The organism is Streptomyces sp. NPDC007872 (assembly GCF_042868165.1).
In the GTDB taxonomy this organism is placed as follows: domain Bacteria; phylum Actinomycetota; class Actinomycetes; order Streptomycetales; family Streptomycetaceae; genus Streptomyces.
This window is the reverse complement of sequence record NZ_JBIAEA010000001.1, coordinates 1-26,967: the sequence shown is the minus strand read 5'-3', so window position 1 is coordinate 26,967 and position 26,967 is coordinate 1. Positions and strand designations below refer to the sequence as shown.

The 26,967-nt window shown below is 74.3% G+C and carries 28 protein-coding genes; 20 read left to right on the top strand and 8 right to left on the bottom strand.

Going from position 1 to position 26,967, the window contains the following annotated elements; translation table 11 throughout:
* Positions 1–27 precede the first annotated feature (27 nt).
* The 7 genes from ACFYNX_RS00140 to ACFYNX_RS00110 all read left to right on the top strand — a co-directional run bounded on the left by ACFYNX_RS00140 (position 28) and on the right by ACFYNX_RS00110 (position 5,635).
* Entirely contained in the window at positions 28–627 is a 600-nt protein-coding gene (locus ACFYNX_RS00140; RefSeq protein WP_388655873.1) for a lytic transglycosylase domain-containing protein, read from the top strand.
* A gap of 129 nt (positions 628–756) precedes the next feature.
* The gene (locus ACFYNX_RS00135) at positions 757–1,209 is read left to right on the top strand and encodes an SRPBCC family protein (RefSeq protein WP_388655870.1); all 453 of its coding nucleotides are present in this window, start codon (positions 757–759) and stop codon (positions 1,207–1,209) included.
* 214 nt (positions 1,210–1,423) lie between these two features.
* Entirely contained in the window at positions 1,424–1,651 is a 228-nt protein-coding gene (locus ACFYNX_RS00130) for a DUF2945 domain-containing protein (RefSeq protein ID WP_388655867.1), read from the top strand.
* Positions 1,651–1,992, top strand: a complete 342-nt coding sequence (locus ACFYNX_RS00125; protein WP_365550302.1) for a DUF3140 domain-containing protein — start codon at positions 1,651–1,653, stop codon at positions 1,990–1,992. Before ACFYNX_RS00130 ends, ACFYNX_RS00125 begins: the two co-directional genes overlap by 1 nt.
* A gap of 58 nt (positions 1,993–2,050) precedes the next feature.
* Positions 2,051–2,449, top strand: coding sequence for a WhiB family transcriptional regulator (locus ACFYNX_RS00120; RefSeq protein WP_388655864.1), 399 nt, complete (start codon positions 2,051–2,053; stop codon positions 2,447–2,449).
* A 284-nt stretch (positions 2,450–2,733) separates the two neighbouring features.
* Positions 2,734–3,528, top strand: a complete 795-nt coding sequence (locus tag ACFYNX_RS00115; protein WP_388655861.1) for a response regulator transcription factor — start codon at positions 2,734–2,736, stop codon at positions 3,526–3,528.
* Positions 3,529–3,766: 238 nt separating this feature from the next.
* Positions 3,767–5,635 carry a glycosyl hydrolase family 18 protein gene (locus ACFYNX_RS00110; RefSeq protein WP_388655858.1) on the top strand — a complete coding sequence of 623 codons (1,869 nt, stop codon included), beginning with the start codon at positions 3,767–3,769 and terminating at the stop codon, positions 5,633–5,635.
* Between the two features lie 106 nt (positions 5,636–5,741).
* Here the strand turns inward: ACFYNX_RS00110 and ACFYNX_RS00105 are convergent, their stop codons facing one another.
* A complete protein-coding gene (locus ACFYNX_RS00105; RefSeq protein WP_388655855.1) occupies positions 5,742–6,401 on the bottom strand; it encodes a DedA family protein in 660 nt (219 codons plus the stop codon).
* A gap of 379 nt (positions 6,402–6,780) precedes the next feature.
* Between ACFYNX_RS00105 and ACFYNX_RS00100 the strand changes: the two genes are divergently transcribed.
* A complete protein-coding gene (locus ACFYNX_RS00100; protein ID WP_365550287.1) occupies positions 6,781–7,038 on the top strand; it encodes a DUF5133 domain-containing protein in 258 nt (85 codons plus the stop codon).
* Positions 7,039–7,107: 69 nt separating this feature from the next.
* Here ACFYNX_RS00100 and ACFYNX_RS00095 read toward each other — a convergent pair whose 3' ends face one another.
* Together ACFYNX_RS00095 and ACFYNX_RS00090 are read right to left on the bottom strand one after the other, a co-directional pair.
* Positions 7,108–8,301: a PP2C family protein-serine/threonine phosphatase gene (locus ACFYNX_RS00095; RefSeq protein ID WP_388655851.1), complete on the bottom strand. Its 1,194-nt coding sequence runs from the start codon at positions 8,299–8,301 to the stop codon at positions 7,108–7,110.
* A 395-nt stretch (positions 8,302–8,696) separates the two neighbouring features.
* Entirely contained in the window at positions 8,697–9,125 is a 429-nt protein-coding gene (locus tag ACFYNX_RS00090) for an SRPBCC family protein (protein ID WP_365550282.1), read from the bottom strand.
* A gap of 231 nt (positions 9,126–9,356) precedes the next feature.
* Between ACFYNX_RS00090 and ACFYNX_RS00085 the strand changes: the two genes are divergently transcribed.
* The 10 genes from ACFYNX_RS00085 to ACFYNX_RS00040 all read left to right on the top strand — a co-directional run bounded on the left by ACFYNX_RS00085 (position 9,357) and on the right by ACFYNX_RS00040 (position 19,005).
* Complete coding sequence (locus tag ACFYNX_RS00085) at positions 9,357–9,542, top strand: hypothetical protein (RefSeq protein ID WP_030207610.1); 186 nt, start codon at positions 9,357–9,359, stop codon at positions 9,540–9,542.
* Positions 9,542–10,357 carry a hypothetical protein gene (locus ACFYNX_RS00080; RefSeq protein ID WP_388655847.1) on the top strand — a complete coding sequence of 272 codons (816 nt, stop codon included), beginning with the start codon at positions 9,542–9,544 and terminating at the stop codon, positions 10,355–10,357. The genes ACFYNX_RS00085 and ACFYNX_RS00080 overlap by 1 nt, the downstream gene beginning before the upstream one ends.
* Positions 10,354–11,496 (top strand): DUF6895 family protein, encoded by a 1,143-nt coding sequence (locus ACFYNX_RS00075; protein ID WP_388655844.1) that lies wholly within the window; start codon positions 10,354–10,356, stop codon positions 11,494–11,496. The genes ACFYNX_RS00080 and ACFYNX_RS00075 overlap by 4 nt, the downstream gene beginning before the upstream one ends.
* Before the next feature lie 95 nt (positions 11,497–11,591).
* Positions 11,592–12,491, top strand: a complete 900-nt coding sequence (locus ACFYNX_RS00070) for a DUF6895 family protein (protein WP_388657762.1) — start codon at positions 11,592–11,594, stop codon at positions 12,489–12,491.
* Positions 12,488–13,627 (top strand): serine hydrolase domain-containing protein, encoded by a 1,140-nt coding sequence (locus ACFYNX_RS00065; protein WP_388655841.1) that lies wholly within the window; start codon positions 12,488–12,490, stop codon positions 13,625–13,627. Before ACFYNX_RS00070 ends, ACFYNX_RS00065 begins: the two co-directional genes overlap by 4 nt.
* A gap of 741 nt (positions 13,628–14,368) precedes the next feature.
* Complete coding sequence (locus tag ACFYNX_RS00060; protein WP_388655838.1) at positions 14,369–14,800, top strand: subtilase-type protease inhibitor; 432 nt, start codon at positions 14,369–14,371, stop codon at positions 14,798–14,800.
* A gap of 152 nt (positions 14,801–14,952) precedes the next feature.
* Positions 14,953–16,185, top strand: a complete 1,233-nt coding sequence (locus ACFYNX_RS00055; protein WP_388655836.1) for a serine hydrolase domain-containing protein — start codon at positions 14,953–14,955, stop codon at positions 16,183–16,185.
* Between the two features lie 330 nt (positions 16,186–16,515).
* On the top strand, positions 16,516–17,328 hold the full coding sequence (locus ACFYNX_RS00050; RefSeq protein ID WP_388655833.1) for a universal stress protein: 813 nt from the start codon (positions 16,516–16,518) through the stop codon (positions 17,326–17,328).
* 202 nt (positions 17,329–17,530) lie between these two features.
* A complete protein-coding gene (locus ACFYNX_RS00045; RefSeq protein WP_388655830.1) occupies positions 17,531–18,175 on the top strand; it encodes a hypothetical protein in 645 nt (214 codons plus the stop codon).
* A gap of 68 nt (positions 18,176–18,243) precedes the next feature.
* On the top strand, positions 18,244–19,005 hold the full coding sequence (locus ACFYNX_RS00040) for a hypothetical protein (protein WP_388655828.1): 762 nt from the start codon (positions 18,244–18,246) through the stop codon (positions 19,003–19,005).
* Positions 19,006–19,142: 137 nt separating this feature from the next.
* Here ACFYNX_RS00040 and ACFYNX_RS00035 read toward each other — a convergent pair whose 3' ends face one another.
* The 3 genes from ACFYNX_RS00035 to ACFYNX_RS00025 all read right to left on the bottom strand — a co-directional run bounded on the left by ACFYNX_RS00035 (position 19,143) and on the right by ACFYNX_RS00025 (position 23,535).
* Positions 19,143–20,348 (bottom strand): VWA-like domain-containing protein, encoded by a 1,206-nt coding sequence (locus ACFYNX_RS00035; protein WP_388655825.1) that lies wholly within the window; start codon positions 20,346–20,348, stop codon positions 19,143–19,145.
* 194 nt (positions 20,349–20,542) lie between these two features.
* Positions 20,543–21,778, bottom strand: coding sequence for an AAA family ATPase (locus ACFYNX_RS00030; protein ID WP_388655822.1), 1,236 nt, complete (start codon positions 21,776–21,778; stop codon positions 20,543–20,545).
* Positions 21,779–22,002: 224 nt separating this feature from the next.
* The gene (locus ACFYNX_RS00025; RefSeq protein WP_388655819.1) at positions 22,003–23,535 is read right to left on the bottom strand and encodes a hypothetical protein; all 1,533 of its coding nucleotides are present in this window, start codon (positions 23,533–23,535) and stop codon (positions 22,003–22,005) included.
* A 268-nt stretch (positions 23,536–23,803) separates the two neighbouring features.
* Here ACFYNX_RS00025 and ACFYNX_RS00020 point away from each other — a divergent pair, with 268 nt between their 5' ends.
* On the top strand, positions 23,804–24,349 hold the full coding sequence (locus tag ACFYNX_RS00020) for an EF-hand domain-containing protein (RefSeq protein WP_365550250.1): 546 nt from the start codon (positions 23,804–23,806) through the stop codon (positions 24,347–24,349).
* A 27-nt stretch (positions 24,350–24,376) separates the two neighbouring features.
* On the opposite strand, the gene ACFYNX_RS00015 is transcribed toward ACFYNX_RS00020, so the two are convergent.
* The gene (locus tag ACFYNX_RS00015) at positions 24,377–25,456 is read right to left on the bottom strand and encodes a MerR family transcriptional regulator (protein ID WP_388655816.1); all 1,080 of its coding nucleotides are present in this window, start codon (positions 25,454–25,456) and stop codon (positions 24,377–24,379) included.
* Positions 25,457–26,014: 558 nt separating this feature from the next.
* Here ACFYNX_RS00015 and ACFYNX_RS00010 point away from each other — a divergent pair.
* On the top strand, positions 26,015–26,263 hold the full coding sequence (locus tag ACFYNX_RS00010) for a hypothetical protein (RefSeq protein ID WP_365550244.1): 249 nt from the start codon (positions 26,015–26,017) through the stop codon (positions 26,261–26,263).
* A gap of 93 nt (positions 26,264–26,356) precedes the next feature.
* Here the strand turns inward: ACFYNX_RS00010 and ACFYNX_RS00005 are convergent.
* On the bottom strand, positions 26,357–26,967 hold a 611-nt coding region (locus ACFYNX_RS00005), incomplete at its 5' end, for a ferrochelatase (protein ID WP_388655814.1).

The window sequence follows — 26,967 nt, the reverse complement described above, 5'->3', positions numbered from 1 at the left end:
GAGAACAGGGAACGAGGGAGCGTGCACATGACCGGACGGACCGTGCCGGGACCGGAGCGACGGCTGCGACTGGTGGATCGCGGTGACGTCCCGACACCGCCCCTGAGGCCCGGCGGTTACGACCCGGCCGACTACGCCCCGTGCGTCCTGCGCAGCGCGGAGGAGACCGGCGTCTCCCCCCTGCTGGTGATGACCGTGCTCCACAACGAGGCGTACAAGCCGCACCACCCCCTCCTGGAGCGGCTCTGGCAGTGGTGGAAGCCCGGGGCGTCCTTCGGCCTCGCCAACATGCACCGCGCGGCCTTCGAACAGGTCCGCCGGACGCACGGCCTGACGGAGCGGTGGCAGGACCTCCGCGACGACCCCGCCTTCGCCGTCCACGCGGCCGCCCTGCACCTGAAGGACCTCGACAGGAGCCTTCCGGAGCGCCACGCGCGCCGCTACACCCGCGACGAACTGCTCGCCCTCGGCTACAACACGGGCGCGCGCAACATGCGCCTCTTCGCCCGGGGCGTGCCGCCCGGCCCCATGGCGCGCTCGTACCTGCGCCGCTTCCGCGACCACCGGAGCAGGGCGGCCGAGATCCTGGCGGACCACCGCGAGCCGTACGACAGGGCCGCCGGCTGACCCCGGAGCGGTGACGGCCCCGCTCGGCCGCATGAACCGCCTCAAGAGAGGCATACGAGACCGAAAGCCGTTCATCGGACCCATCGCCGCACGGCGGCCCACCGGGCCCCGGCGGAAGAGGAGGACAGCATGTCGCAGGTCGAGGAGTCCGTCGAGGTCGCCGTCCCGGTCACCACCGCCTACAACCAGTGGACCCAGTTCGAGGAGTTCCCCGAGTTCATGGAGGGCGTCGAGCGGATCGAACAGCGCACCGACACCCTCACCCACTGGGTGACCAGGATCGACGGGGTCCGGCGGGAGTTCGACGCGAAGATCACCGAGCAGATCCCCGACGAGCGCGTCGCCTGGACCACCGTGGGCGGCGAGGTCAGGCAGGCGGGCGTGGTGACGTTCCACCGCATCGACGACCGCACCACCAAGGTCATGCTCCAGCTCGACCACGACCCCGAGGGGCTGGCCGAGACCGTCGGCGACAAGCTCGGGGTCGTCAAGCGGCAGGCCGTCGGCGACCTGAAGCGGTTCAAGAAGTTCATCGAGTCCCGTGGCGGGGCGGAGACCGGCGGCTGGCGCGGCGAGGTCTGACGGCGTCCGCCCCCGCGGCACCCCGGCCCGCGAACCGGACACCCGTCCGCCGGCCCCGGAGCCCGGCCGTCACCCGACGGCCGGGCTCCGCCGTGCTCCGGACCGCGCACCGCCGCGGGCCCGCACATCTGCCCGTCTCCCCGTGCGGACGAGGGCACGGCGGAGGACCCTGGTTCCGGGGACACGACGAACCGGGGGCCGTGAGGAGAGAACGATGGCGAAGAAGGACGAGCCGGCCACGGGCGACGACGTCTCGTGGAAGAGCCACGGCAAGACCGTCGAGGGAAAGGTCAAGAAGAAGATCACCGGCCGTACCCGGGCGGCGGGCCGGACCGTCGACGCCTCGAAGGAGGAGCCGCAGTACGAAGTGGAGAGCGAGAAGACCGGCCGCTCCGCCGTGCACAAGCCCGGAGCCCTGCGCAAGAAGGGCGGGAACTCCTGATGGCCGCCGAACGACATGACTCCGACCGGGACGAGACCGTCTCCGCGTTCGGTGAGGCGGTCAACATGACCGCCGCGCAGATGGAGAAGTGGCTGGACACGGAGGAGTCGAAGAGCGCCGGACAGAGCGACGGGGGCGAGAGCGTCGGCCACGCGTCCGGCAGGCGCATCGTGGCGCTCCTGCGCACCCGGAAGGCCGACCTCGACGACGACGACCTGGCGCACATGCGCAAGGTGACCGGCTACGTCCACCGCCACGTCGCACAGCGCCCGAAGGGCGACGTCACCGACAGCAGATGGCGCCACTCCCTGATGAACTGGGGCCACGACCCCGAGAAATGACCCGTCGGCCCGTCCGGGCCGAACCCCTCCGCCCCAGGGGCGCCACCCGTCCGCATCGATGTCCGGACGCCGGGCATACGGACGGGGCCGGAAGGCGAGGCGTGCCGTACAGGGAGAGGGCGAGGACGGGGTGGACCGACACGACCGGGAGAGCTGGAGCGAGCGGGCGGGGTGCCGGACCGCGGACCCCGACGAACTCTTCGCCGACGCCGCCGCCCAGAACCAGGCCAAAGCGCTCTGCGTGACCTGCCCCGTGCGCACCGAATGCCTGGCCCACGCCCTCGACCTGCGCATCGAGCACGGCGTGTGGGGCGGCATGACCGACAGGGAACGGCGCGCCCTGCTGCGCCGGCGTCCCGCCGTGACGTCCTGGCGGCGCCTGCTGGACGCGGCGCGCACGGAGCACGAACGGCGGGTGCGCGGCACGGCCGTCCCGCGCCGGTACGCGGCCCGCTGACCGGCGGCGCCCGCCCGGCGCGGCCGCCCGCGTCCTGCCCGGCGGAGCAGGCGCGCGAGCGGACCGTCGACCTCTGCCCACCGTGCTCAACCCCGTTCAGCACGGTGGTGCGGCGCGGCGCGCCACCGGACGGCCCGGAGCGGCTCCGAGACGGTGGCGGCGCGTGCGCCGGTGTCCGATCATGGCGTGGACCGAACGGCCGTGCCATGGGGAGAAGTGCGTATGGACGGCGGTCGGTTACCGTGGAACGGCACGGTCCACCAGGTCTTCCGGGAGAAGCGGTCATGCGGGAACGGCATGCGCGGATGCTGGACCTGGCGGTCGAGGTGATGAGCGCCGAGGACCCGGACCGCGTCTGGCCCCTGCTCGCCGAGGAGTTGCTCACCGCGCTCGACGCGGCGCTGGTCGTCGTCAAGGAAGAGCCCTGGACGCGGGAGCGGGGCAGCGTGGCGTTCTGGTCGGGCCGGCCGGAGCCGGAGGAGCACCACCACGACGAGTCGGTCCGGCGCCGCATCCGGGAGGGCTATCCCTTCGCCGACCACTACGGGGCCGGCGAGGACCGGGCCCCGCGGAGTGCCGCGGGCATCACGGGGGCACGGGTCTGGCGGCACAGCGCGACCGCCGACGCCCTCCACCGGGCGTTCGGGACGCGGCACGTGCTCGGCATACCGTTCCCCGGTACGGGCCCGCACGTCAACGGATTCATGGTGCACCGCCCGGGCGGCGACTTCTCCCCGCACGATGTGCGGTACGCCGCCCGCGTCCAGCCGCTGCTCAAGGCGGCGACGAACCACCGGTCCCTCCTGAACGCGGTGCGGGAGGCGGCGGGCGCCGACCGGAGGCAGGAGGCCAACCACTCCCTGGCGGCGCCGCTGACCCCCCGCGAACTCAACGTCCTGCACCTGCTCGCCACCGGCCTGTCGGCCGACTCCATGGCACGCCGTCTCGGGATCTCGCCGCGCACCGTGCACAAGCACCTGCACGCGCTCTACCGGAAGCTGGGAGCGGCGGACCGGCTCGGCGCGGTGCTGCGCGCCCAGCGCGCCGGCCTGCTCGCCGGGGACGCGGGAGCCTCGTAACCCGGACGCCGCGTGACCCGGGCCCCGGAACCCAAACGGCGGTGCCGGAAGAGGACTTGGTCGTTCCCCTCGTACGAGCCTAGCGGTCCAGACCTCTTGACGATTGGTCCAGACCTTCTTAGTGTCACCGCAACGCACTGCGGTGAGCGCAGGGCAGGGCACCACGTACTCAAGGCCAGGCAGGGCGTGCGGGGCACGGAACACCCCCTGCGCGCCGGATCCCCTCCGAGGAGCATCGTTGAGCACCGAAACACCCCGTCGCCGACTCCGGTCGCCGCGGAGCGTCACCCGGTCCGGTCGGGCCAAGGCCGTCGCGGGCGTCACCGCGCTGTTCCTTCCCCTGGCCGCCATGGTCGGGCTCGCGGCCCCCGCCGAGGCAGCCGCCTCCGCCACCGCGACGTACACCAAGAAGTCCGACTGGGGCTCCGGCTTCGAGGGCCAGTGGACGGTGAAGAACACCGGCACCACCACGCTCTCCTCCTGGACCGTCGAGTGGGACTTCCCCACCGGCACCAAGGCCACCTCCGCGTGGGACGCCACCGTCACCAACTCCGCGAACCACTGGACCGCCAAGAACCTGGGCTGGAACGGTACCCTCGCCCCCGGCGCCTCCGTCTCCTTCGGGTTCAACGGCAGCGGCACCGGCGCCCCCAGCGGCTGCAAGCTCAACGGCGCCTCCTGCGACGGCGGCACCACCAACCCCGGCGACAACGCGCCCTCCGCGCCCGGCAAGCCCACCGCGAGCGACGTCACCAACACCTCGGTGAAGCTCACCTGGGCGGCCGCCACCGACGACAAGGGCGTCAAGAACTACGACGTCAAGCGCGACGGCGCCACCGTCGCGACCGTCACCGGCACCACCTACACGAACACCGGCCTGACCGCCGGCACCGACTACAGCTACACCGTGGTCGCCCGCGACACCGCCGACCAGACCGGCCCGGCCTCCGCCGCCACGGCGGTCCGCACCACCGGCGGCGGTGGCGGCGGCGAGAACCCCGGCGGCAACGGGAAGATCAACCTGGGCTACTTCACCAACTGGGGCCCCTACACGGTGAAGAACCTGGTGACCTCCGGCTCCGCGGCGAAGATCACGCACATCAACTACGCCTTCGGCAACGTGCAGAACGGCAAGTGCACCGTCGGCGACTCCTACGCCGACTACGAGAAGTCCTTCACCGCCGACCAGTCGGTGGACGGCAAGGCCGACGTGTGGGACCAGCCGCTGCGCGGCCACTTCAACCAGCTCCGCAAGCTGAAGGCGCAGTACCCGCACATCAAGGTCCTGTGGTCCTTCGGCGGCTGGACCTGGTCCGGCGGCTTCGGCCAGGCCGTGCAGAACCCGGCCGCCTTCGCCCAGTCCTGCTACGACCTGGTCGAGGACCCGCGCTGGGCCGACGTCTTCGACGGCATCGACCTGGACTGGGAGTACCCCAACGCCTGCGGTCTGACCTGTGACACCAGCGGCCCGGCCTCGATCAAGAACATGATGCAGGCCATGCGCGCCAAGTTCGGCCCGAACAACCTGATCACCGCGGCCATCACCGCCGACGGCTCCACCGGCGGCAAGCTCGACGCCGCCGACTACGGCGGCGCCGCCCAGTACATCAACTGGTACGACGTGATGACGTACGACTACTTCGGCACCTGGGCCGCACAGGGCCCGACCGCCCCGCACTCCCCGCTGACCTCGTACCCCGGCATCCCCGCCCAGGGCTTCAACTCGGCGGACGCGATCGCCAAGCTGAAGGCCAAGGGCGTCCCCGCCTCCAAGCTGCTGCTCGGCATCGGCTTCTACGGACGCGGCTGGACCGGCGTCACCCAGTCCGCCCCCGGCGGCACGGCCACCGGCCCGGCGGCCGGCGTCGAGCCGGGCAACCAGTACTACAAGGTCCTCAAGACCACCTGCCCGGCCACCGGCACCATCGCCGGCACGGCGTACGCCCACTGCGGCACCGACTGGTGGAGCTACGACACCCCGGCCACGGTCACGTCCAAGATGTCCTGGGCCAAGGGACAGGGCCTGGGCGGCGCGTTCTTCTGGGAGTTCAACGGCGACACCGTCGACGGCGAACTGGTGAACGCGATCAGCAACGGCCTGAAGTAGGACCCGGCGGCCGCCCGCGCGCCGCACCGCATCACCTGAACGTCCCGCCCGCCCCCCGACCGGGGCGGGCGGGACGTTTCCGCGTCGGGCCCGGCGCGCCGCCCGGTCAGGAGGCGCGGCGCCCGCCGTCCCGGTCGCGGCCGCGCAGCCGCACGGCCACGTAGACCACGAGGGCGAGGACGCCCAGGACCAGGACGGCCCTGGAGACGACGCCGACGTACCTCCCCACCACGTCCCACTGGTCCCCCAGCCAGTAACCGGCCAGGATCAGGGCGGCGTTCCAGATCGAGCTGCCGAGCGCGGTCAACGCGACGAACACGGGCAGCGGCATGCGCTCCACCCCGGCCGGAGCGGAGACGAGGCTGCGGACGACGGGCACCATGCGGCCGAGGAAGACCGCCTTGGTGCCGTGCCGGGCGAACCACTCCTCCGCGCGCTCCAGGTCGGAGGCCTTCACCAGCGGCAGCCTGGCCCAGAGGGCGTGCACGCGCTCCCGGCCGAGCAGCATCCCCGTCCAGTAGAGGACCAGGGCCCCCACGACCGAGCCGAGCGTGGTCCAGAACAGCGCCGAGAACAGCGTGAGCACGCCCTGCCCGGCCGCGAACCCGGTCAGCGGCAGGATCACCTCGCTCGGCAGGGGCGGGAAGAGGTTCTCCAGCGCGACCGCCAGGCCGGCCCCGGGGCCGCCCAGGGTCTCGACGAGGCCGGTCGCCCAGCCCGCGATGCCGTCCGAGGGCTGTCGTGCCGACGCGTACGTGAGGTGCATGGTGGTCTCTCCAAGCCGCCGGGCCGATCGGTCGCCCGGAGCCGCGCCCCTGCCGACGCTTCGGCAGGCCTCGCACGGGACCGGTGACGGTCCGCAGCCCGGGAGTGCCTTCCCTGCTACCCGCTCCGCCGCGATCCCCACGCGTGGATCCGACATCGATGACGATCCGCGGCGCACTGCGGCTGCCGGCGCACCGCCGGGGGAGCGGTGCCCAGCGCGGCCGGCATCACCTCGTGGCCCGCCCGTACGAGGCCGGCGCCCAGACCTGCCGGTACGCCCCGCCCGGGGGCCCGCCCCGGGTTCCTCGTCGCGGGGCGCGCATGTTCCGACGGATGCGGGGCACACGGACACCACTTGTTGGACCGTGAAAGGCCGGCCTGTGTTGATTCCCGATCCCCGCACCCTCCGTTCCCTGCTCACCCGTTACGCGGACCTGCGCATCGCCGAGGCGCGTGGCGAGAGGAGGGAGGGGCAGCCGCTGGAAGACGTCTCCTACACCCTGTGCGTGGCCACCGGCACGACCCGCATCGAGGACGCCCTGGCGGCCGCCGACGTCCTGCTGGCCGCCTCGCGCGCGGGGGGCGCCCGTCCGGCGCCGTCCGGGGCCGCATCGACGGCACCGGAGTTGGCGGCCTGAGGGGTCGTCGGCCCCGCTTCCTCCCGGTGGACCGTCCCGGGCGGGGAGCGGGGCCCCTTCGCGTCCGGGTCAGCCGTACGGCTTCGAGCGGGGACCCGCGGGGTGTGGGCCGTGCCAGTCGAGGCACAGGACGGTGGCGTCGTCCTGCGGTCGTCCGCCGCTGGCGTCGGTGACCGCGGTGACCAGGGTGCGTACGACCTCGCGCGGGTGCTCGGTCGCGGTCTTGCGGAGGAGTCCCGGGAGGTCGACGGCTTCCGCCTGCCGTTCCTGCATGCCGTCGGTGTGCAGGAGGAGGCGGTCACCGGGGCGGAGGTCCAGTTCCTGCACCCGGTAGGGTCCCTGGCCCGGGACGCCGAAGGGCAGGTCCACGGCGAGTTCGACCCGGTCGACCGCGCCGTCGCGCAGCCTCAGGGGCCAGGGGTGGCCCGCGTTGACGAGTTGCGCACTGCTGCCGTCCAGGGCGATGCGCAGGAACTGGCCGGTGGCGAAGGTGCGTCTGCCGTGGTCGAGGAGCGCCCGGTGGGCCTGGCGTGCCTGTTCGGCCAGTTCCGTTCCGGCGCGGCGGGCGCCCCGTGAGGCGTTGACCAGGAGGGTGGCCATGAGCGAGGCGTCGACGTTGTGGCCCATGGCATCGGTCACGGACAGGTGCAGGGTGTCGCGGTCGAGGCTGTAGTCGTACGTGTCGCCCGCGATCTCGGAGGCCGGCACCAGGGCGCCCGCCAGGGTGAACTCGGGTGCCTCGCACGAAGGGGCCGAGGGCAGGAGCTGTCGTTGGATCTCCGCGGCCAGGCTGACCGAAGTGGTGCGGTTGCCCCAGTGGTAGAGGTCGGTGAACCGGCGGTCCGTGACGATGATGTACGCCAGCGCGTGTGCCGTCTCCTCCACCTGTTCCAGGACGTCCCGCTCGACCGGGGGCAGGAACAGCTCCAGGACGCCGATGGCGTCGCCGCGGTTGGTGACGGGGGCGAGCACCCGGTGCTCGCCGCCCTCCGGGAGCAGCACCGGTCTCTGCGTGCGCAGGACCTCGTCGTAGGTCCCGCTGTGGGCCAGGGGGACCTGCTCGGCCGGGTGTTCCTGCTGTGCGTCCCCGTCCTCGGCGACCCGCAGCAGGCGTCGTCCGACGACGTCGACGAAGAGGAAGGACACGGACCGCGCGCCGAACCTGGCGCGCAGGTTGCGCGCCACGACGTCCAGGGAGGACACGGGCGAGGCCTCCTCCGCCGCTCCCAGTACCTCGGCCAGTCCGATGCGGTCGTTCGTCATGGTGTCCTCCTCGAGCACACCGTTCTCGTTTCCCCGTGACGCGGCGGCATGCGCGGTTCCGTGCCCACTCCGACGGAACGGGTGAACGGCGCGGGGTGGTGGGGCCGGGAGCCGTCTCCGCGGCCCGCGTGCTTCCGCCGGCGACCGGTGGGGCGGTTCCTCCGCTGCCCCGCAAGGCGCGGGACCGGTGGGCACGGCACGGTCGGCGCCGTCACGAAGTGGTTCGACGTCGAGGAGGGCTTCGGCCGTACCGCCCAGGGGCCGGGCCGGTCCCGCTCCGTGCGGAGGACGATGCAGGAGGGGCCCGGTGTCGCCGGGCCCCTCCTGCGTTCCGCCGGTTCCCGCGGTGCTGCTCGGGGGCGGTGTCCGGTGCTGCCGCGTGCCGGGCGATGCCCTCAGCGGTGGCCGGCCTCGTGCTCGGCCATCTTCTGGAACTCGCCCAGGTCGTAGTTGGCCAGGGTCGCGTCGAGGTTCGTCAGGGCGCCCAAGTGCTCGACGAAGCCCTTCGGTTCGTACTCGACCTGGAGCGTCACCCGGCTCTCGGTGTCGCTGAGCCGGTGGAAGGTGACCACCCCCGCGTGGTGGACCCCCTCCGTCGTCCGCCAGGCGATCCGCTCCTCCGGTACCACTTCGGTCAGTTCGGCCACGAACTCCTTGTCGGCGCCCGGCAGGGAGAGCTGCCACGCGAACGTCGTGGCGTCGATGGGGTCGACGCGCTTGACGTGGCTGAGAAAGGTGGGCCAGCGCTCGACGTCGGCCCAGAGGGACCAGCTCACGGCCACCGGTGCCTTGATGTCGAGCGCTTCCAGCAACGAGGACGCCACGGACCTCTCCTCCTCCTGTGTGAAACGACGGGTCCCACCGTCCGTACCCCCGAAGGCGCGTTTCACCGTCCGTGCTCCCGGCTCTCCCCGGTCGTCGGTCCGATGACGGGTGTCGAGCTTCGGTGACGGCCGTCGGGTTGCATCTATACGGGGATGGCGTTCTACTGGAAGGGAAATTCCACCCAAAAAGTCCCGTTTTTTCGGGTTAAGTTTGTGGAAAGGGATGGTGGCATGGCTTCCACCGAGCGAATCGTCCACGACACCACGTGGAACGACATCGACATCGAAGAGGCCCTGAACCCGTGCGAGCCGGGCGGCACGGCCCGTGACACCAGGGAATGCGCGGCGCTGGCGCTCGCCGGCGGCCAGTACGGCCTCCTGCTGTCGCCGCCGACGCCCCGCCCCAAGAAGGGCTGATGGAACGGTCAGAGGCGGCTGCCCGTGTGGCGGAAGCGGTCCATGACCTCGCCTCGGACGTGGTCTCCGCCCTCAAGGGCGGGGACCACTCCTCTGCCCGGAGCGGGACGGCCGGCCCGGAGGGCGACGGCCCGTGGCTCGCGGCCGTGCGCATGCTCGGACCGGACCTCCTGCTCCCCGCCCTCGTGCACGGCAGGCCGCCGCACCCGCAGGACGTCGCCGCGTGCCGGCGCGCCGCCGACACCTTCCCGCCCCGGGCCGACTCCTCCCCGGTGACCGTCTGGAGCCACTGGGCCCTGACGCGGATGTCGGACCACCCCGACGCGCGGTCCGCCGCCTTCGCTGCGCCCACCGGCTCCCCGGCGGAGCACGGCCCCGACCACGGCGCCGGGTCCGACGGGGCGCGGGACGCGTGGCCTGCCGCCGTGCCCTGGCAGCAGCTCACCCACCAGCTCGCGCTCCTCGCCCCGCTCGCCGTCCCCGGCGACACGGCGGCGGCCGCCGCCTGCGGGCACGCGGTGCTCGCGGACTCCGCCGTCGCGCGGGCCGCCCGGCAGCGGCCCGTCGACCTCGCGCGCGGTTTCGTCCGGGCGGTGCGCCGACGGGACTGGCTCCAGGCCGCCGCCGCGGGCCGCTGGCTGGCGGTGGTCGACGGCGTGCCGAAGACCCTGGGCCTGGACGCCGGTCTGGACTTCGTCCTGCTGATGGGCGGCTCCGACCCCCGGGTGGACCTGCACGTGCACGCCGCGCAGCACTTCCGCGCGATCCGGCCGGCGGACGCCGGACGGCAGGACGACACGGGGGTGCGCGCATGACGGCGGCCGTGCCGGACCGGGAGCTCGGCGCGCAGACGGCCGTACCGGCCGGTGCGCAGTCCGCCGAACCGCTCGGCTCGCAGACCGTCGAGCCGGCCGCCGAGAGTCCCCGGCCGCCCGCCGGCGACACCGCACGGCCCCTCGTCGACGGCGTCCCGCGCCCCTCCGCCGCCCCGCAGGTCGTGGAGGTGGCCCGCACCGCCCTGGACTGGGTGTACGACCACCTGCCGTGCTTCGCGCTGCCCGAGGACGTGCTGGCGCCCGACGTACTCGTCGACCGCACCTGGAAACCGCTCGGCGAACTCGCCCAGCTCGGCGACGGCATCCGCCGCCACACCACCTCCGGCCCGGCCCGCCGACGCGCCGCCGAACTCCTGGAGTTCGCCTGGGAGCAGACGCGCCGGGGCTCCCTGCTCCTCGAACAGCTCCGCGCGGAACCGATGTCCACCTACCCGCTGGAGATCTACGCCGCCTTCCGCTCGGCGGGCTTCCGGCACCCCGCCTTCGAGGAACTGGCCCGCGCGCTGGCCCGTACCCGGAGCTGGGCGCACACGGAGCAGGACCCGACCCGCCGCCTGGGCATCCTCAACGCCGAGCACCGCACCGGGCTGCCCCTGCACGCCCCGCCGCTCACCGCCCTGCACCGCACCTGGCTGGGCAGCCTGCCCGAACCGTGGATGTTCGAACGCTCCGCCGGCTATGCCCTCACCCACGTCGTCTTCCACCTCACCGACTGGGGCAACGCGCCGCACCGCATGCCGCCCCGGCTCGCGCGCTACCTCCACCACTGGCTGCCCGCCTGGCTGGACTCGTGCCTGGAAGAGGAGCTCTGGGACCTCGCCGGGGAACTGCTGGCCGTGGCGGCCTGCCTCCCCGTCCCCGTCCCGGCGCGGACAGTGGAACCCGCGTGGGCACGGCTCGCGGCCGCGCAGGACGCCGCGGGCGGACTGTGCGAGGTCGGCCCGAGCCGCCGCGACGGCGCCGCCGAGCCGGGCTTCGTCCACTGCTACCACTCGACGCTGGTGGCCGCCTACGCGGCGACCCTCACCGCCGCCCGTCTGTACGGGGCTTCCCCCGTGTCCCTCACCACCACGGTCCTCCCGGGCCCCGAGACCGCGCCGCCGGGTGATGCCCCATGACCCTCCACCAGCCGCCCGCGCCTTCCGGCCCCTCCGCGCAGGACGGACCGGACGCCGTGGACACCGCGCTCTTCCACCGCATCGGCCTGCGGGCCATGGAGTGGCTGTACGAGCACCGGGAGGGGTTCCGCCTGGAGCCGGACGCCGACCCCGAGACGGGCTTCCTCGACCGCTTCAAACCCGTCGGCGAAGTCGCCATGATCTGCAAGGTCCTCTTCCGCGAGGGCGTCGCCGGCTCCCACCAGGTCGACCTGGCCCGCCGGCTCCTGGACCACCTGTGGCGCGACGTCCTCGACGGCGGCCGGATGCTGGAGGAGGGCCAGCGCCGCGAGCCGATCTCCCCCGTCCCCTTCGACGTCTACCTGCCGTTCTGGGAGATGGGCTACCGCCGGCCGTACGTCGACCGCGCGGTCCGGCTCAACCAGCGCCTCGGCAGTTGGGCGGCGATGGAGATGAGACCGGTGCGGCGCCTGGGCCTGAGCGCCTTCGAGCACCGCTTCGGGCTGACCCCGCGCATCCCGGTGGAGGAGGCCGCGGCACGCACCTGGCTGGCCCGCGCGCCGGAACCGTGGACGGTCGAGGGATACGCCGCCTACGACGTCACCCACACCGTCTTCCACCTCACGGACTGGGGCGCCCGCCCCGCCGGCCTGCCGCCCGCCACCGCCGACTACCTCGCCACCTGGCTCCCCGTGTGGCTGGACGACTGGCTGGACCTGCGGCGCTGGGACCTGCTCGGCGAACTCCTCGTCGTCGACGCCTGCCTGGAGCGCCCCGCGCTGGACGCCCGCGCCTGGCGGGGCTTCGCCGCCGCGCAACAGCCCGACGGCGCCATGCCGGCCGTACGGGACATGCCGGAGGAGACCGACGCGGACGTGCTGTTCGACATGGTGTACCACCCCACCGTCGTCGCCGCCTTCGCCGCCACCCTGGCCACCTCCCGCGCCTTCTCCCGCCTCGCGGGCGCGCCGGCCTCCCCGGGAGCGACGGCGTGAAGCCGTACACGGACGGACCGGGTCCCGCGGACGGCGGGGGCGAGACGCCGGCACGGGCCGCCGCCGATCCGCCCGGAGCGGGGACGACCGCGCCCCTGGCCGACCGACTGGCCGCCGCCGTCGCCTCCGTCGAGGCCCCCGACGTCGTCTTCGCCGCTTCCGTACGGGGCCGCAGGACACTGCGGGACGGCGGCAGTTCCGACGCGACGGCCGCCGGCCGTCAGGAGCTGCGCGGCGGTGGCAAGTCCGACGCGGCCGCCGGCCGTCAGGAGCTGCGCTACGAGATCGGCTCGGCGTCCAAGACCTTCGCCGGCCTGCTCCTGGCGCACCTCGCCGCCTCCGGACGCGTCCCCCTCGGCTACCCGGTGGACGCCGCGCTGTTCCCGGACCGGCCCCCCGGCCGCGATCCCGTCACCCTCCACCACCTGATCACGCACACCTCCGGCCTGCCCGGCCTGCCCCGCGACTTCTACCCGCGGGCGCTGCCGCGCTGGAACACCAACCCCTACGCCGGATACGACGCCCGGCGCGTCGTCGAGGCCTTCGCCCGCGCCCGCCCCCGCCGCCCCGGCACCCGCTGGCGCTACTCGAACTTCGGCGCGGCCGTCCTGGGCCACGCCCTCGCGGCCCGCACCGCGACGCCCTGGGACGACCTGCTGCGCGAGCACGTCCTGGACCCGCTCGGCCTGTCCGGCGCCACCCTGCGGCCCGGCGCCGGGGGCGGCCGGGACGCGACCGGCCACGCCAAGGACGGCACCACGCCCCTGCCGCCCCTGGACATCGCGGGGTTCGCCGCGGCGGGAGCCGTGCGCGCCACCCCGCACGACCTGCTCGCCTTCCTGGAGGCCCACCTGGAGCCGGCCGGGCCCCTGGCCGACGCCCTGCGCGAGGTGCGCCGACCGGTGGTGAGCCACGGTCGCGGGGAACACCGCCAGACCCACACGCTGACCTGGTTCCAGCAGCCGACCCCGCGCGGACCGGCCTTCTTCCACTGCGGGGCCACTTCCGGCCAGCAGGCGTTCCTCGGTTTCTGCCCGGCCACGGGCTTCGCCCTGGCCGCGGTCGCCACCCGCCGGTACCGCCCCGCCGACCCCTTCTCCACCGAGGCCCTCACCCTCCTGTGCGAGGGCCCGTGACCACCGCCGCCGGTCCGACCGCGGACGCGCCGGGCCGGGTGGTCACGGACGTGGTCGGGACGTGGACCGGGAGCACGTCCGCGGAGTTCCGCACCCGTGACGACGACTTGGTCATCTCGGTCATCCGGCCGGGAGCGGTACGGCCGGCCCCGCGCCCGTCATAGGGGGGCGGATCAGGGGGCGCCGACCGGTCCGTCCACGATGACCCGCGTGAACACGGAAACATGCGGCCCCGCCGAGTCGACCGCCCTCCTACGGTCTGCTGCCCCTCGACCGGCGTCCCCGGGTTCGCGGGCGAGGAGACCAGGGCGCGCGCCGTTCATCGAGTTCGGGCCCCGGGCTCTCGTCGTACGAGCGAGAGCCGTTCGACGCCGTCGAGCCGACGTGGGCGTCACACCCGACCGCATCCAGATGCCGCTGTACGACGCGCGCACCGGGACGCCGGGGCGTCGTTAACCGGCCGTACTGAATGACCGTTCGGTAAAGCGCACGTGCATTCGGGCAGGTCGATGGCCGGTGGGGGAGGGGAGGGGGGCGGCGCGGGGCCGTGTCGGGAGCCCCCCGTACCGCTCCTGAGCAGCCTCGACGCGCCGCGCGCACCGATAGATGCGCCTCCGTGTCCGAATAACGGTCGTGAAGGTGCGGTAGCTCAGCGTGTCAGACACACTCCGAAGCGCAAGGCGGGCGGAAATCGCAGGAGAAACGCCGCCCGCTCCCGTCGATTCGAAAGAGAATCTTCTCGTGCTTCGTCGTTCTGCCGCAATTTCCGCAGCCACCCTTCTCTGTCTCGCCGGTGCCGCCGGTACCGCGGAAGCCGGATCCACCAGCCTGTACGCCCCCTCCGCCGTCGTCCTCTCGGTCGGCAAGGGCACCGACTCCGGCGCGTTCACCGTCCTCCGCGCCGCCACGCTCAGTTGCATGCCCGGCCCCTCCGGGACGCACCCCGCCCCGGAGGCCGCCTGCGCCGAACTCAAGGCCGGGTTCGCGGGCGGCGGGTTCGAGGGGCTCCTCGCCTCGCCGAACCCCGACCGGGCGTGCCCCCAGCACTTCGACCCCGTCACCGTCACCCTGGACGGCGTCTGGGAGGGGACCCGTACGTCCTGGCAGTACACCTTCTCCAACGCCTGCGTCATGGGGGTCACCCTGAACGGCGGGGAAGCCTTCGCGTTCTGATCGGCGCGCCGGCACGTGACGAGGGGGCGGCGCCGGGGATCTCGGCCGGATGGAGCAGCGGGAAGGCGAGGGGCGGCGGGGCGCCCGATGCTGGGGCCGATCCCACCCGCCGGACGCGCGTCCGCCCGGCGCCCCACCGAGAAGGAGCTCCCGTGTCGGCACGCCCCGGAGTCCGTTTCCGCTCGCGCGCACGCCTGCGCCTGTCCGCCGCCGCCCTCGTCGGCGCCCTCTCCGGTGCCTTGGCGCCGGGCGCCGCCGGCCTTCCGGCCCGAGCGGCCGGAACGCCCCCGCCGCCGTCCTCGTCACCGTCCACCTCCTCGCCTTCGGACAAGGCCCTCCAGAGGCAGTTGGACGACCTCGTCAGGACGGCCGGCGGGCCGCCCGGCGCGATCGCCCTGATGCAGGTGGGCGACCGGACGACGGTCCACCGCGCCGGCGTGGCCGACACGAGGACCGGCAGACCGCCCCGGGCCGACGAGTACATGCGCCTCGCCAGCGTCTCCAAGGCGTACAGCGGGGCGGTCGCCCTGCGCCTGGTCGACCGGCACCGCCTCGACCTGGACGACACGATCGGCAAGCGCCTCCCCGCCCTGCCCGAGGCCTGGCACGGGGTGACGCTCCGGCAGTTGCTCAGCCACACCAGCGGACTGCCCGACTTCTCGACCGCCCCGTCGTTCCTGGAGATCCTGATCGCGGACCCGCGGCACCACTTCGACTCGCGCGAGCTGCTCGACTTCGTCGCCGACCGGGGACTGGAGTTCCCGCCGGGATCGCGGTACGCGTACTCCAACTCCGACAACATCGCCGTCGCGCTGATGGCGGAGGCGGTGACCGGCCGGCCGTACGAGCGGCTGCTCGAACAGCTCGTGTACCGGCCCCTGGACCTGCGCCGGACCCTCCTCCCGCAGGGCTACCGGATGCCGAGGCCGTACCTGCACGGCTACGACGTCACGCCGCCCGCCCCGCCCGAGGACATCAGCGAGGCCCTCAGCGCCTCGGGCGTGTGGGCCTCCGGCGGCATCGTGGCCACGCCCGAAGACCTGAACTCGTTCGTCCGGGCCTGGGCGGGAGGACGCGACTTCCTGTCCCGGGAGGTCCGCGACCAGCAGCGGCGCTTCATCCCCGGCGCCGCCTCGGAGCCCGCCGGACCCGGGGCCAACGCGGGCGGCCTCGCGATCTTCCGGTACACGACCCGGTGCGGCACGGTCTACGGCCACACCGGCAACTTCCCCGGCTACACCCAGCTCGCCGCCGCGACGGCGGACGGCAAGCGGTCCCTGACGTTCTCCATCAACACCCAGACCAGCAAGTCCCTCAAGCCGGAGCTCCTGGCCAAGGTCCGCGCCGTCCAGGAGGACTTCGTCTGCGCCCTCCTGCGGCGCTGAGACCCGCTTCTCCCGACCAGGTCCCTCACTCTCCGGCCCCGCGAGAAGGCCGCCGCCCGGCGCGGAGCAGCGGTACGCGGACCGGGCCGAGGAGACGACCCGTACGGAGGAACTCCTCGGAGTCGTGACGAGGCGGCCCCCACCACCGGCCGCGACCCGAAGCAGGGCTTCGGCGACCACCACCGGTCCAACGGCGCGAAGCCCGGCGGGCGACCTGTCGACGGGCCGGCGGCCGGAACCGCGCGCCGGCCGCGGGAGCGCGCAGGAATTGCAGCGGCATGCCGACCGGGCGAGGCTGGGAACCCGCAGTTTGAAGTGGAGCAGTCAGCTATGAGCAATCTGGTCGTGGTCGGGGTGGACGGCTCGGAGATGAGCCTCACCGCCGTGGAAGCAGCCGCCGCGGTGGCGGCACGGCGTGGTGCGAAGCTGCGGGTGGTGCACGTCGAGGTCCCGATCAAGCCCCGGTACGTGGTGCCGGACCCGGCCTCCGCGACGCTGGTCCGCGAAGCGGCGGCCCGCGCCCTCGACGCGGAGCCCGGACTCGCGGTGACCAGCGCCGTGGTGACGGGCGACGTGGTGCACGTCCTGGAGGCCGAGTCGCAGGCCGCGGACCTGATCGTCGTCGGCTCCAGGGGGCTGGGGGGCATCACGGGCCTGCTGCTGGGTTCGACACCGGTGTCCTTGGCCGCCCGCAGCCACTGCCCCGTGATGACGGTCCGCGAAGAACACGGGGCGGCCGCCGACGCGGGGCCCGTGGTCCTGGGGGTCGACGGCTCCCCGGACAGCGACGAGGCCGTCGACGTGGCCTTCGCCGAGGCCGCGCGGCGCCGGGCCGAACTCGTGGTGGTGCACGCGTGGCAGCCGGACGGGACCGACTCCGGTACGACCCCCGAGTCCGCGGCGCAGTCCCTGGCCCAGGCGGTCGCCGGCCGCACGGACACCCATCCGGACGTCACCGTCCGGCGCGAGGTGGTGGAAGGCAAGGCCCGCGAGGTCCTGATCGAGGCGAGCCGTACGGCCCGGCTTCTGGTCGTCGGCGCCCGCGGCCGCAGCGGCATCGCCGGACTCCTCCTGGGCTCGGTCAGCCAGGCCGTGATGACGCACGCGCACTGCCCCGTCGTCACCGTGCGCAGAACGGCCTGAGCGGCCCGCCCGCACACCGGACGGTTCCTCCACCCCGGTGAAAGACCCCGTCCCCGGTATCTCTTCCGGACACGCGGTCCGTGACCTGCCCCGTCCATGATCGTTACCCGCTGTGTCGTCACCCCTCGCGGAGACGGCGTTCCCGCCCCTCCGGACGACGGCGGGGCGTACGCGAACAGGACGTAGCGGGAAAGGACTGCCGGTGGGCGGTTGGATCAGTGTCGGTCTGGGGGCTGCGGCGGCCCTGTGCCCGCTGCCCCAGCACGGCGGCGCCCTGGTGGTCATGGACCACACCCCGACCACCGACCGTCTGGTGGTGTGCGCCCCGGACGTGTGGATCGACATGGGCCACGGCCACGCGGAACTCCCGCCGGAGACACCGTGCCCCACGCCCACGCCTCCACTCCCGTCCACACCGCGGCCCCCGGCACCGTCCCCGCCCCCGCCCGCGCCGCGCCCCTCGGAGACGCCTCCGTCCGCGTCGGCGCCCGAACCGTCCGCGACACCCCCGTCGGCCACCCCTCGCGCGGTCTCCCGCACCACCGCGCCGAAGCCCGCCGAGCCGTCGGGGGAGTTCGCGCCGCCGGCCGACCCGGCACCCGACGCCGTCCCGGCCCCGAACCCGCCCCCGGCCCCGGCCCCGAACCCGGTTCCGGCCTCCGTTCCGGTGCCGCCGAAGGTGCGCCAGGCCTTCCGGTGGGTACCGCGCCCGTACTACACCGGCGGCCCCACGCGCCCGGCCCCGGCCGGAATGTCGACGACCATGACCACGGTCGTCGTCACCCTTCCGGGCGTCCTGGCCGCGGCCGCCCTGCGGCCCGGCTCCCGTCGCCGCAGGCGCGGCTGACGACCCGCCCGCCTTCCCCCTTCTCTCCTTCCTTCCCCTTCTCGCTTCGTTCGTCCTGGAGTTGCGCTGTGCCGGAATGGCTCGTCTACACCCTCGCCTCGGTCCTGGTCTGCTTGCTCGTCATCGTGACCACCGTCATGCGGCACCGCCGGGTGGACGCGGACGAGGACACCACCGAGACCCCGGACGTGCTGGAGTACATGGTCATGATGGTCGGCGTCGTCTACGCCATCGTGCTCGGCCTGGCGATCGCCGGCGTGTGGGAGGCCCGCGGCACGGCCGAGGACACCGTCCAGCGCGAGGCCCAGGCCCTGTACGAGATCGACCAGCGGCTCGACGTCTACCCGGTCGCCTTCCGCACCCAGGTCAAGGAACACATCGACGCCTACGCCCGGCACGCCGTCACCGCCGAGTGGCCCGCCATGGAGGACGACGCGCCCGTCGACGCCACCGGTGCCGGCCTGCTCGGCCGCATCCGCAGCGACATCGCCCACCACACCCCGGCCGACGAACTGCAGGCCCAGGCCTACCAGCCCCTCCTCGACCAGGTCGCCGCCGCGGACAACGCCCGTCACCAGCGCCTGGACAGCGCCGGCACCACCCTGCCCGGCGCGGTCTGGTTCGGCCTCGTCGCCGGCGCCGTGGTCACCCTCGGCCTGCTCTACACCCTGCAGATCCGCCGCTCGGCCCGCGAACTGCTGCTCGCCACCACCTTCAGCGCCCTGGTGGTCTTCCTGCTCTTCCTCGTCTGGAGCTTCGACGCCCCCTTCGGCCACTCCGGCACCGACTCCGCCCAGCCCCTGAGCGACCTGATCACCCCGACCGCCTGACCCAGGGCGACGCGGACGGTCGCCCCCGCCGAGGCCGACCCGGGCGGGGCCCGGAGGCAGCCCGTCCGGGCGCCGGCCACCCCGGGCGTCACGGGTTCGCGCTCACCCGGGAACCCGCGGCGCCCTCCGGCGCTCCTTCAGGCGAGGGTGACGACGCGCGCCCAGGCGGGCGGCGCGTCGGGGACGTGGTCGGGGTCCTCCTCGTTCACGGCGCGGGAGGGGCGGGGGAAGAGACCGACGACGGTGCGGCAGGGCGGCTGCGCGGAGGGCCAGGGCGTCTGGCCGTCCGTCAGGGCGACGACGACGTCCGGGCGCGGCCGGGCACGGAGGGCCCGGGCGAAACCGGAGCGCAGGTCCGTTCCGCCGCCCCCGACCAGTTCGATGTTCTCCGCGCGGCAGATCGGCACGGCGACACCGGCCGCCGCGTCGCAGGAGATCACCGAGACCAGGTCGCGCCGCCCGCCCACCGCCCGTGAGATCGCCGCCACCTCCAGGAGCGCGCTGCCCAGCTCGGCGTCGCTCACCGACCCGGAGGTGTCGATGACCACGCAGACCCTGGGCGGCGTGCGGCGCAGGGCCGGCAGCACCACCCCCGGAACACCGGCCGAACGCCGGGACGGACGCCGGTAGCTGTGGTCCTCGCCCGCCCCCGACGCCCCCACCGCCGAACGGACCGCGGCTCCCAGCAGGCGCCACCACGGCTGCGGCGGGTGGAACGCCTCCTCCGCCCACCGGCGCCACCCCTCCGGCGCGTCACCGGGACGGCCCTTGATGCCCTCCGCGACCCGGAAACGGACCGCGTCCCGCTCCTGTCCGCTCAGCCCGTGCGCACCGTCGGGACCCAGCTCCCACGGCCGCTCGTGGCCGTCGGCTCCACTGCCGCAGTCCAGCCAGGCCAGGCCGGCGGCGAGCCCGGACATCGACGCCGCCCGCAGGTACTCCTCCATCAACTGCCCCTCGGGCAGCCGCAGCAACGAGGGCAGCACCGCCCCGGCGGGCCGGGGCAGACCCTCGCCGTAGATGTCGTCGTTGATCTCGAAGTCGGCGGCGATGTTGCGCCGCAGCCGCTCGCCCGGCCCGTGCTCGCCGTGCTCCTTCGCGTACCGCTCGCCCCGCCCGTGGTGGTCCCTGAGCAGGTGGGAGACCTCGTGCACCCAGACCCCCGCCAGCTCCTCCACCGGGGTGGCCGCCACGAAACGGGGGGAGACGTAGCAGCGCCAGTACGCGTCCACCGCCATCGTCGGCACCGACGGGTCCTCCACCACGTGCAGGGCGAAGAGCGCCCCCGCCAGATAGGGGCGCACCTTGACCGCGTGCAGCCGGGCGGCCAGCAACTTGTCCATGTCCAGGGGGAGTCCGGGCGCACCGGCCGGCCCGCCGGAAGCAGCCGCCCTGCCGGGGCCGGTCGACCCGCCGGAACCGGTCGCCGGCGCCGGGAGGGCGATCCGCACCGGGCGCGGCGCCGGGGGAGGGGCCATCGGCCGGGGCAGCGGGGGCGGGGACTTCCGGTGCGGCGTCCGGGGCCGCGCGACCCCCGTCACCGGCGCGCCTCCGCCGCACGCTTCGCGTCCGCCGCGGCGGCGCGTCCCACCGACCGGTCCGCGCGCCGGGCCAGCCCGATCACCCCGGCCAGCCGCTCCACCGACCCGGGGACCTCCCAGTCGTCGCGGCGCAGCGCGGCCAGCACCGTCGCCGGGGCGACGAGCAGGTCCGGGGCGCCGGTCTCCAGGGCCCGGACCAGCACGGCCCAGGCCGCCTCCCACCGTTCCCGCTCCGGGCGCGCCCCGACGGCGGCCACCACCGCGTCGAGGGCCGCCTGACGCAGGTCGCCGCGCTCCGGCAGTTCGGCGGAGGCCGGATCGGCCAGCAGCGACTCGGGATCCGGCAGGTCCATCCGGTCCAGGTGGGCGAGGAGTTCGAGCCCCGGGCCGTCGCCCACCGCTCCTCGCACCAGGAGCGCCAGCACCTCCCGCGAGACGGAGGCCGCCGTCCCGAAGGCGAGCAGGGTCAGCGCGGCCTCCCAGCTCCGGGGCGAGGGCCAGGCGCCCCCGCGCCGCGTCTCGGTGGTCGGCAGCCGGTGGATCATCGTCGGCCGGACCTTCAGGAAGCCGCAGACCGCGCGACGGGCCAGGGCCACCGCCTCCGGAAGCCGCTCCGGGGCCAGGCGGGGCAGCTCAGCCCGGGGCCAGACCCCGCCGAGCCCGCGCACCACCACCTCCTGGTCGTGCACCCAGTACAGGTGCACGAACCGGTTGGCCAGCGGAGGGCTCAGTTCCCAGCCGTCCGCCGCCGAGGCCCGGGGGTTGGCGGCGGCCACGATCCGTACGCCCGGCGGCAGTCGCAGCGCGCCGACCCGCCGCTCCAGGACGACCCGGAGCAGCGCGGCCTGTACGGCGGGGGTGGCGGTGGAGAGCTCGTCCAGGAAGAGCAGGCCCCGCCCGGCGCGCACGAGTTCCACGGCCCACTGCGGGGGCGCCATCGGCACTCCCCGTACCGCGGGGTCGTCGCCCACGATCGGCAGCCCGGAGAAGTCGGACGGCTCGTGGACGCTGGCTATGACGGTCGTCAGGGGCAGGTCGAGGGAGGCGGCGAGCTGGGTCAGGGCCGCGGTCTTGCCGATGCCCGGCTCGCCCCAGAGCAGTACGGGCAGGTCGGCGACGACGGCCAGGGTGAGCGCTTCGAGCTGTTCGTCGGGGCGCGGCTCGGTGGTCGTCGTCCGCAGCAGCCCGAGGAGGTCGTCGGCCAAGGCGAGGCGGGCACCGGTACCGGACATGCCTGCCGAAGGAGCAGGAGCAGGAGCAGCGGCGGGAGTGGGAGTGGGCACAAGGGTGCTGGACGTCATGGGCATCACCTGGGGGAAGTGGGGGACGGGGCGACCCGTCCCGGATGTCGTGTGGCCGCTCGACACGCGGTACGAGCGGGGAGGCGCGGGAACTCAGGAGCCGGGAAGGGCCCGGGAACCCGGAGGGAGGTCCGGGGACCGGAACAACGGGCCGCTCAGCGGTACGAGCCGGTCCGGGGCCGGTGCAGGCCGTTCCGCTTGTGGCGCATCGCGAAAGGACTGTGCCGGTCGAGCCGGGGACGGTGGCCCGCTTCCGCGGACCTCGCGTCCGAATCGTCCCCGCCGCCCGCCGCGCCGGTACGGACACCGGCGGCGGGGTGCTCGGCGACCAGCCCCGCACGGAAGAGGCCGTGGTCGACGCGGCGGGCCGCGGCGGACATCAGCTCCTCCCGGAGCGGACCGTCCCGCAGGACCGCGTCGGGACCGAGGAGCCCCGTCACGACGGCCAGCGCCCCGGAGACGTCCCCGTGCACGAGCCGTTCCCGGACCGCGGGCAGGGCCTCCGGGGTGCGGTGCGCCGTGTCGATCGCCCGCAGGCAGGGCAGCGCCGGCCCGCCGAGGGCCACCATCAGCTCCTCCCGGCGCAGCGTGTCCCGGTCGTGGTCGACCGCCGACAGCACTCCGTCCTCCAAGGCGAGCCGGTGGACCTCGCCCCGGCACTCCACCCGGTACGGATCGCCGAGCGGGTGGACGGGACCGGACGCAGCCGCGGAGGCGACGGGGACGGACGCGGCCAGGGCCCCGGCGACGAGGGGGTGCAGCCGCTCCGCCGCGAACAGCCCCGCGCGCAGCAGCTCCAGGTCGGGAAGGGTCCGGGCCGCCGCTTCCGGCAGCACCGGAAGCGCCGCCACCTCCTGCGGGGACAACGGTTCCCGCACCGGCCCGAGGACCGGGGCGTGACCGTCGTCGGGAGCGACGAGCGCGAACACGGCCCGTCGTCCCGCACCGAGCCGTACGGTGAAGGCCCCCCGAGGAGGGAGCCCCTCGGCCCGCAGCAGCGCCTCCGCCTCGGCCGCCCACCTCCCGACCGCCCACGGGGAGTCGGGGAAGGAGGGCAGGCCGGGCAGGCCGGGCGGCGACGTGGAGGACAGGCCGGGCAGACCGGGCGGCGACGCGGACGGCGGCTCGTCGGCTCCGCACCGCCGTGCCAGGTCACCGGCCCGTCCCGCGTCCCAGAGGTGCCGGTGCAGGTCGAACCGGAAACGCCGTCCGGGACGCGGGTGGGGATGCGGAGGGGCGTACGAAGGACGGCCGGGACCGTCGGTCCCCGACCCCTCCCACACGGCGAGCGACATCCGCTGCCCGGCGTCCGCCCAGGCCGGCGGTGTCCGCACCACCAGACTCGGCGGCGCGGCGCCGGGACTTCCGTACCGGGCCAGGGTCAGGGTGAGGCCGGGCCGGAGCCGCCCGTCGGGGGCGATGCGGGGCATGTGCCAGCGGAGCAGGTCCGGTGCCAGACGGCGCAGGTCGGCACGGAGCCGGGTGGTGAGGTCGGTGCCGTGGCGATCGGCCACGGCGCGCAGATCGAGATCGACGTCGATCCGGGCGGCGGCGCAGGCCCCCGCCCAGTCGCCGGCCGCACGCCGTGCGGTCGCGGTCTCGATCATGGACGGTGGCACGGCGTACTCGCGCACGCGCTGCCACATCAGCAGGTGGGTCGGAATCCCGTTCACGGGGTGAAGTGCCATCAGCACTCACCTTGCGCGAACGAGTCCCCCAATCGGTACGAGGTGAAGTTCGTCATCGTCGGCATCGTAGCCCACGGCTGTTCGATTCCCCAGGGGGTTTCGCCGGGAGGGGCGTCACCCCCGCGAGTGGCCCCCGGTGGTCAAACGGGGCGCACGGAGCATCGGACGGACGGGCGGGCGCGGGCGCGCCCCTCCGCGCCACCGGGCGCCGTTGGGCCACGGCCGCTCGCGGGCAGGATCGCCGCAGAGACCGGCAGAAAGGCCCACCGTGGCAAGTGAGTTCCAGCGCGACAAGCTCGTCGGCATGTTCCGCGCGTTCGATGCCGACGACAACGGCTACCTCGACCGGCGCGACTTCCAGGCCCTCGCGGAACGCTGGAAGAGCCTGCCCCGGGTGCGGCCGGGGTCCGAACTGGCCGCACGCGTGGAGGCGGTCATGCTGGGCTGGTGGGACCACCTCGCGGCCCACGTGGACACGGACGGGGACGGCAGGGTCGACCTGGACGGGCTCCTCGCCATGGTGGACCTGCTCCCCACGATGCGCGAGGTCGTCGCCGCGACCGCCGAGACCGTCTTCGACGCCGTCGACGAGAACGGCGACGGCCGCATCTCGCCCGCCGAGCACCGGCGCCTCGTCGACACGTGGCACGGCGGGAGCGTCGACGTCGCCGACGTCTTCGACCGCCTCGACCAGGACGGGGACGGTTACCTCGGCCGCCCCGAATTCACCGGACTGTGGATCCAGTTCTGGACCAGCGACGACCCGGCCGAGCCGGGCAACCACCTGTGCGGCCCCGTGCCGACCCGGAGCTGACGTCCGCGCCCGGTCCTCGGCCGGCCGTCACCCGGCTCGATCGCTTCGGCGAGGCGTCGCGAACCACGGCCCGCCGGGGCCCCGTGCCCGGTCCGGCACCGCGAGACGCAACCGCTCGTACCGTTGCGAGACCGCGTCGAGCGCTTCTCCCAGCCCGCCGGGCCGCAGCACGCCGGCTTCCCGGGGTCCGCCCGCCCAGCCCGGCCCCGCCAGCAGGACCATCGGTGCGGTCCGCGCTCCTCGCGGCCCGAAGGCGGTGCCCGCCACCTGCGCGGCCAGGGGGCGGTCGGCCGTGGCGCGGGCCTGGGACCACAGGGCCACGACCGCGGGGCCACACCGCCGCACCGCGGCGTCGAGCGCCTCGGCCGGGACCGCGCCGCCCAGTACGAGGACCGGCAGGGCCCGTTCGGCGAGCCCCGCGGCCAGCGCCTCCAGCGGAAGGGTGTGGGCCTCGGTGGGCGTGCACGCCAGGACGACGGGCGGTGCCGTCGAAGGTGCCGCGGGTCCTGTCACGATCATCCGGCGCAGGGCCGTCGAGACGTGCCACGACAGCAGGTGTTCGACCTCGACGTAGCGCTCCCGGGTCGATTCCCACTCCTTGCCGACCGCGTGGAGAGCGGGTGCGACGACCTCCTCCCAGGCGACGACCAGCCCGTGCTCCCGGACGGCCTGCTCCAGCAGGTCGTCCATCGCCGGACCGTCCAGTCGCACCGCGGCGCGCGCCAGGCCCCGGCATCCCGCGCGCACCGTGCCCAGAGGCGGGTCGTGGCGCGAACCGGGCTGACGGGCGCCTCCCGGAACGGCCGCCCCTTCGCTCCCGGTGGAGGGGTCCGGCGGCCGGGCGCGGCGAGGGGCGCCGCCGGTGGCCGTGTCGCGGTTCGCCAGGACCGCGCGCGCGGCTTCGGCGGGGGAGACCCCGGAGGCCGTCAGCCGGCACAGCTCTTCGAGCATCGACACGTCCTCGGCCGTCCAGCGCCGGTGCCTTCCCTCCTCGCGGACCGCCGGACGCAGGCCGTACCGCTGTTCCCAGGTGCGCACGGTGGTCGGTGACACCCCGAGGTGCCGGGCGACGGCCCCGGTGGTCATTCCGTATCGGTTTCCGGCCATGCCTTCCCTTCTCGTCGTGGAGCCCGTGGAGGACGACGGCACGTCCTCCTCTTTCCGGGGCGTGGTGCGCGTACGGGTCTTCGTGCCCGGGGCACACCGGGTCGCTGCCCTGGTTTCCCGATGGGGAGAGCGCGTGGATGCGCCCGGGTGCGAGACGGACGAAGACACCGGGTCCGCCGGGCGCGTGGGCGGGGCGCGGCGAGAAGAACCGGCCGGACCGCATCCGCACGGCGAACTTCGGAGAAGTATGTCCCGAATGACCCTTCAGGCGGCTTTCGGAAGGCGAGGAGAAGGAATGTCCCGAGCCGAGCTGTTCCATCCCGGTGGGTGCACTCCGGGCGCAGGCACGTTCGTGTGCGACTGCGCCGAGGAGCATGTGTGGCGGATCGACCTGGCCGGTCACATCTTCCCGCCCCTCCCGCCCGGGTGCTCCGGAAGTTCGTGGCGGTCGACCGGGGGACACCGCTCGCCGCCGGGTCCGGAGTCGCGGATCCCCGCCTGAACGGACAGGGAAACGGCTTCCGGAGCCGGAGGCCCTCATGACGCAGGAGGAAGAAGATGATCGTCAAGAAGCTGCACGAGTCGGGTGTGCGCAGTGAGCACGCGTACCTGGCCGCCGTGGGGTCGATCGGGCTGTCGTTGGTCTCGTGGCTGACGTCCAACCGGCAGGAGAACCTGGAACGGGCCGACCGCTGGGGCATCTTCGTGGGGGAGTGGGCCCCGACCTTCTTCGCGCTCGGCCTCGCACTCGCGAACTACGAACGCGACGAGATCGTGCGACCCGCCGGTTTCGGGGTGGACGCCTGAGGGGCGCTCGTCGACCCGGCGTCATGAAGCACCCGCGACCTCCGGCGGCCCGGTGAGAACGAGGGGCCCTCTTCTCACCGGGCCTCCTGGGTCCTATGCGTAGGGGCTGTCGGCGCCGGCGGCTGCGGGGCGTTCGGTTCTGGCGGGGCAGCAGCCGATGGGGCACAGGTCGTGGGAGGGTCCGAGCGCGCCCAGGGCGCACCGTTCGGTCCGGGTTCCGCGTTCGGTGGCGGCCCGTTCCAGGAGGAGGTCGCGGACGGCGGCGGCGAAGCGGGGGTCGGAGCCGACGGTGGCCGAGCGGCGGAGGGGCAGGCCGAGTTCGGCGGCCTTGGCGGTGGCTTCGGTGTCGAGGTCGTAGAGGACCTCCATGTGGTCGGAGACGAAGCCGATGGGGACCATGACGGCCGCGGGGGCCCCGGCGGTGTGCAGGTCTTGCAGGTGGTCGCAGATGTCGGGTTCGAGCCAGGGGATGTGGGGGGCGCCGCTGCGGGACTGGTAGACGAGTTGCCAGGGGTGGTCGGTGCCGGTGTGTTCGCGGACGGCGTCGGCGATGGTGCGGGCCGCGTCGAGGTGCTGGCGGACGTAGGCCCCGCCCCGGCCGTGTCCGGGGGCCGGTCCGGAGGTGTCGGCGGCGGAGTCGGGGATGGAGTGGGTGGTGAAGGCGAGGTGGGCGCCTTCGCGCAGGTCCGGGTCGAGGTCGGCGA

Coding starts and splice junctions, on each gene's coding strand:
- ACFYNX_RS00130 (WP_388655867.1), top strand. CDS start 1,424: ATGGCGAAGAAGGACGAGCCGGCCACGGGCGACGACGTCTCGTGGAAG.
- ACFYNX_RS00035 (WP_388655825.1), bottom strand. CDS start 20,348: ATGGACAAGTTGCTGGCCGCCCGGCTGCACGCGGTCAAGGTGCGCCCC.
- ACFYNX_RS00135 (WP_388655870.1), top strand. CDS start 757: ATGTCGCAGGTCGAGGAGTCCGTCGAGGTCGCCGTCCCGGTCACCACC.
- ACFYNX_RS00120 (WP_388655864.1), top strand. CDS start 2,051: ATGTCCGGACGCCGGGCATACGGACGGGGCCGGAAGGCGAGGCGTGCC.
- ACFYNX_RS00095 (WP_388655851.1), bottom strand. CDS start 8,301: ATGACGAACGACCGCATCGGACTGGCCGAGGTACTGGGAGCGGCGGAG.
- ACFYNX_RS00015 (WP_388655816.1), bottom strand. CDS start 25,456: ATGGCCGGAAACCGATACGGAATGACCACCGGGGCCGTCGCCCGGCAC.
- ACFYNX_RS00105 (WP_388655855.1), bottom strand. CDS start 6,401: ATGCACCTCACGTACGCGTCGGCACGACAGCCCTCGGACGGCATCGCG.
- ACFYNX_RS00010 (WP_365550244.1), top strand. CDS start 26,015: ATGATCGTCAAGAAGCTGCACGAGTCGGGTGTGCGCAGTGAGCACGCG.
- ACFYNX_RS00030 (WP_388655822.1), bottom strand. CDS start 21,778: ATGTCCGGTACCGGTGCCCGCCTCGCCTTGGCCGACGACCTCCTCGGG.
- ACFYNX_RS00080 (WP_388655847.1), top strand. CDS start 9,542: ATGGAACGGTCAGAGGCGGCTGCCCGTGTGGCGGAAGCGGTCCATGAC.
- ACFYNX_RS00115 (WP_388655861.1), top strand. CDS start 2,734: ATGCGGGAACGGCATGCGCGGATGCTGGACCTGGCGGTCGAGGTGATG.
- ACFYNX_RS00125 (WP_365550302.1), top strand. CDS start 1,651: ATGGCCGCCGAACGACATGACTCCGACCGGGACGAGACCGTCTCCGCG.
- ACFYNX_RS00070 (WP_388657762.1), top strand. CDS start 11,592: ATGGAGTGGCTGTACGAGCACCGGGAGGGGTTCCGCCTGGAGCCGGAC.
- ACFYNX_RS00140 (WP_388655873.1), top strand. CDS start 28: ATGACCGGACGGACCGTGCCGGGACCGGAGCGACGGCTGCGACTGGTG.
- ACFYNX_RS00025 (WP_388655819.1), bottom strand. CDS start 23,535: ATGGCACTTCACCCCGTGAACGGGATTCCGACCCACCTGCTGATGTGG.
- ACFYNX_RS00050 (WP_388655833.1), top strand. CDS start 16,516: ATGAGCAATCTGGTCGTGGTCGGGGTGGACGGCTCGGAGATGAGCCTC.
- ACFYNX_RS00085 (WP_030207610.1), top strand. CDS start 9,357: ATGGCTTCCACCGAGCGAATCGTCCACGACACCACGTGGAACGACATC.
- ACFYNX_RS00075 (WP_388655844.1), top strand. CDS start 10,354: ATGACGGCGGCCGTGCCGGACCGGGAGCTCGGCGCGCAGACGGCCGTA.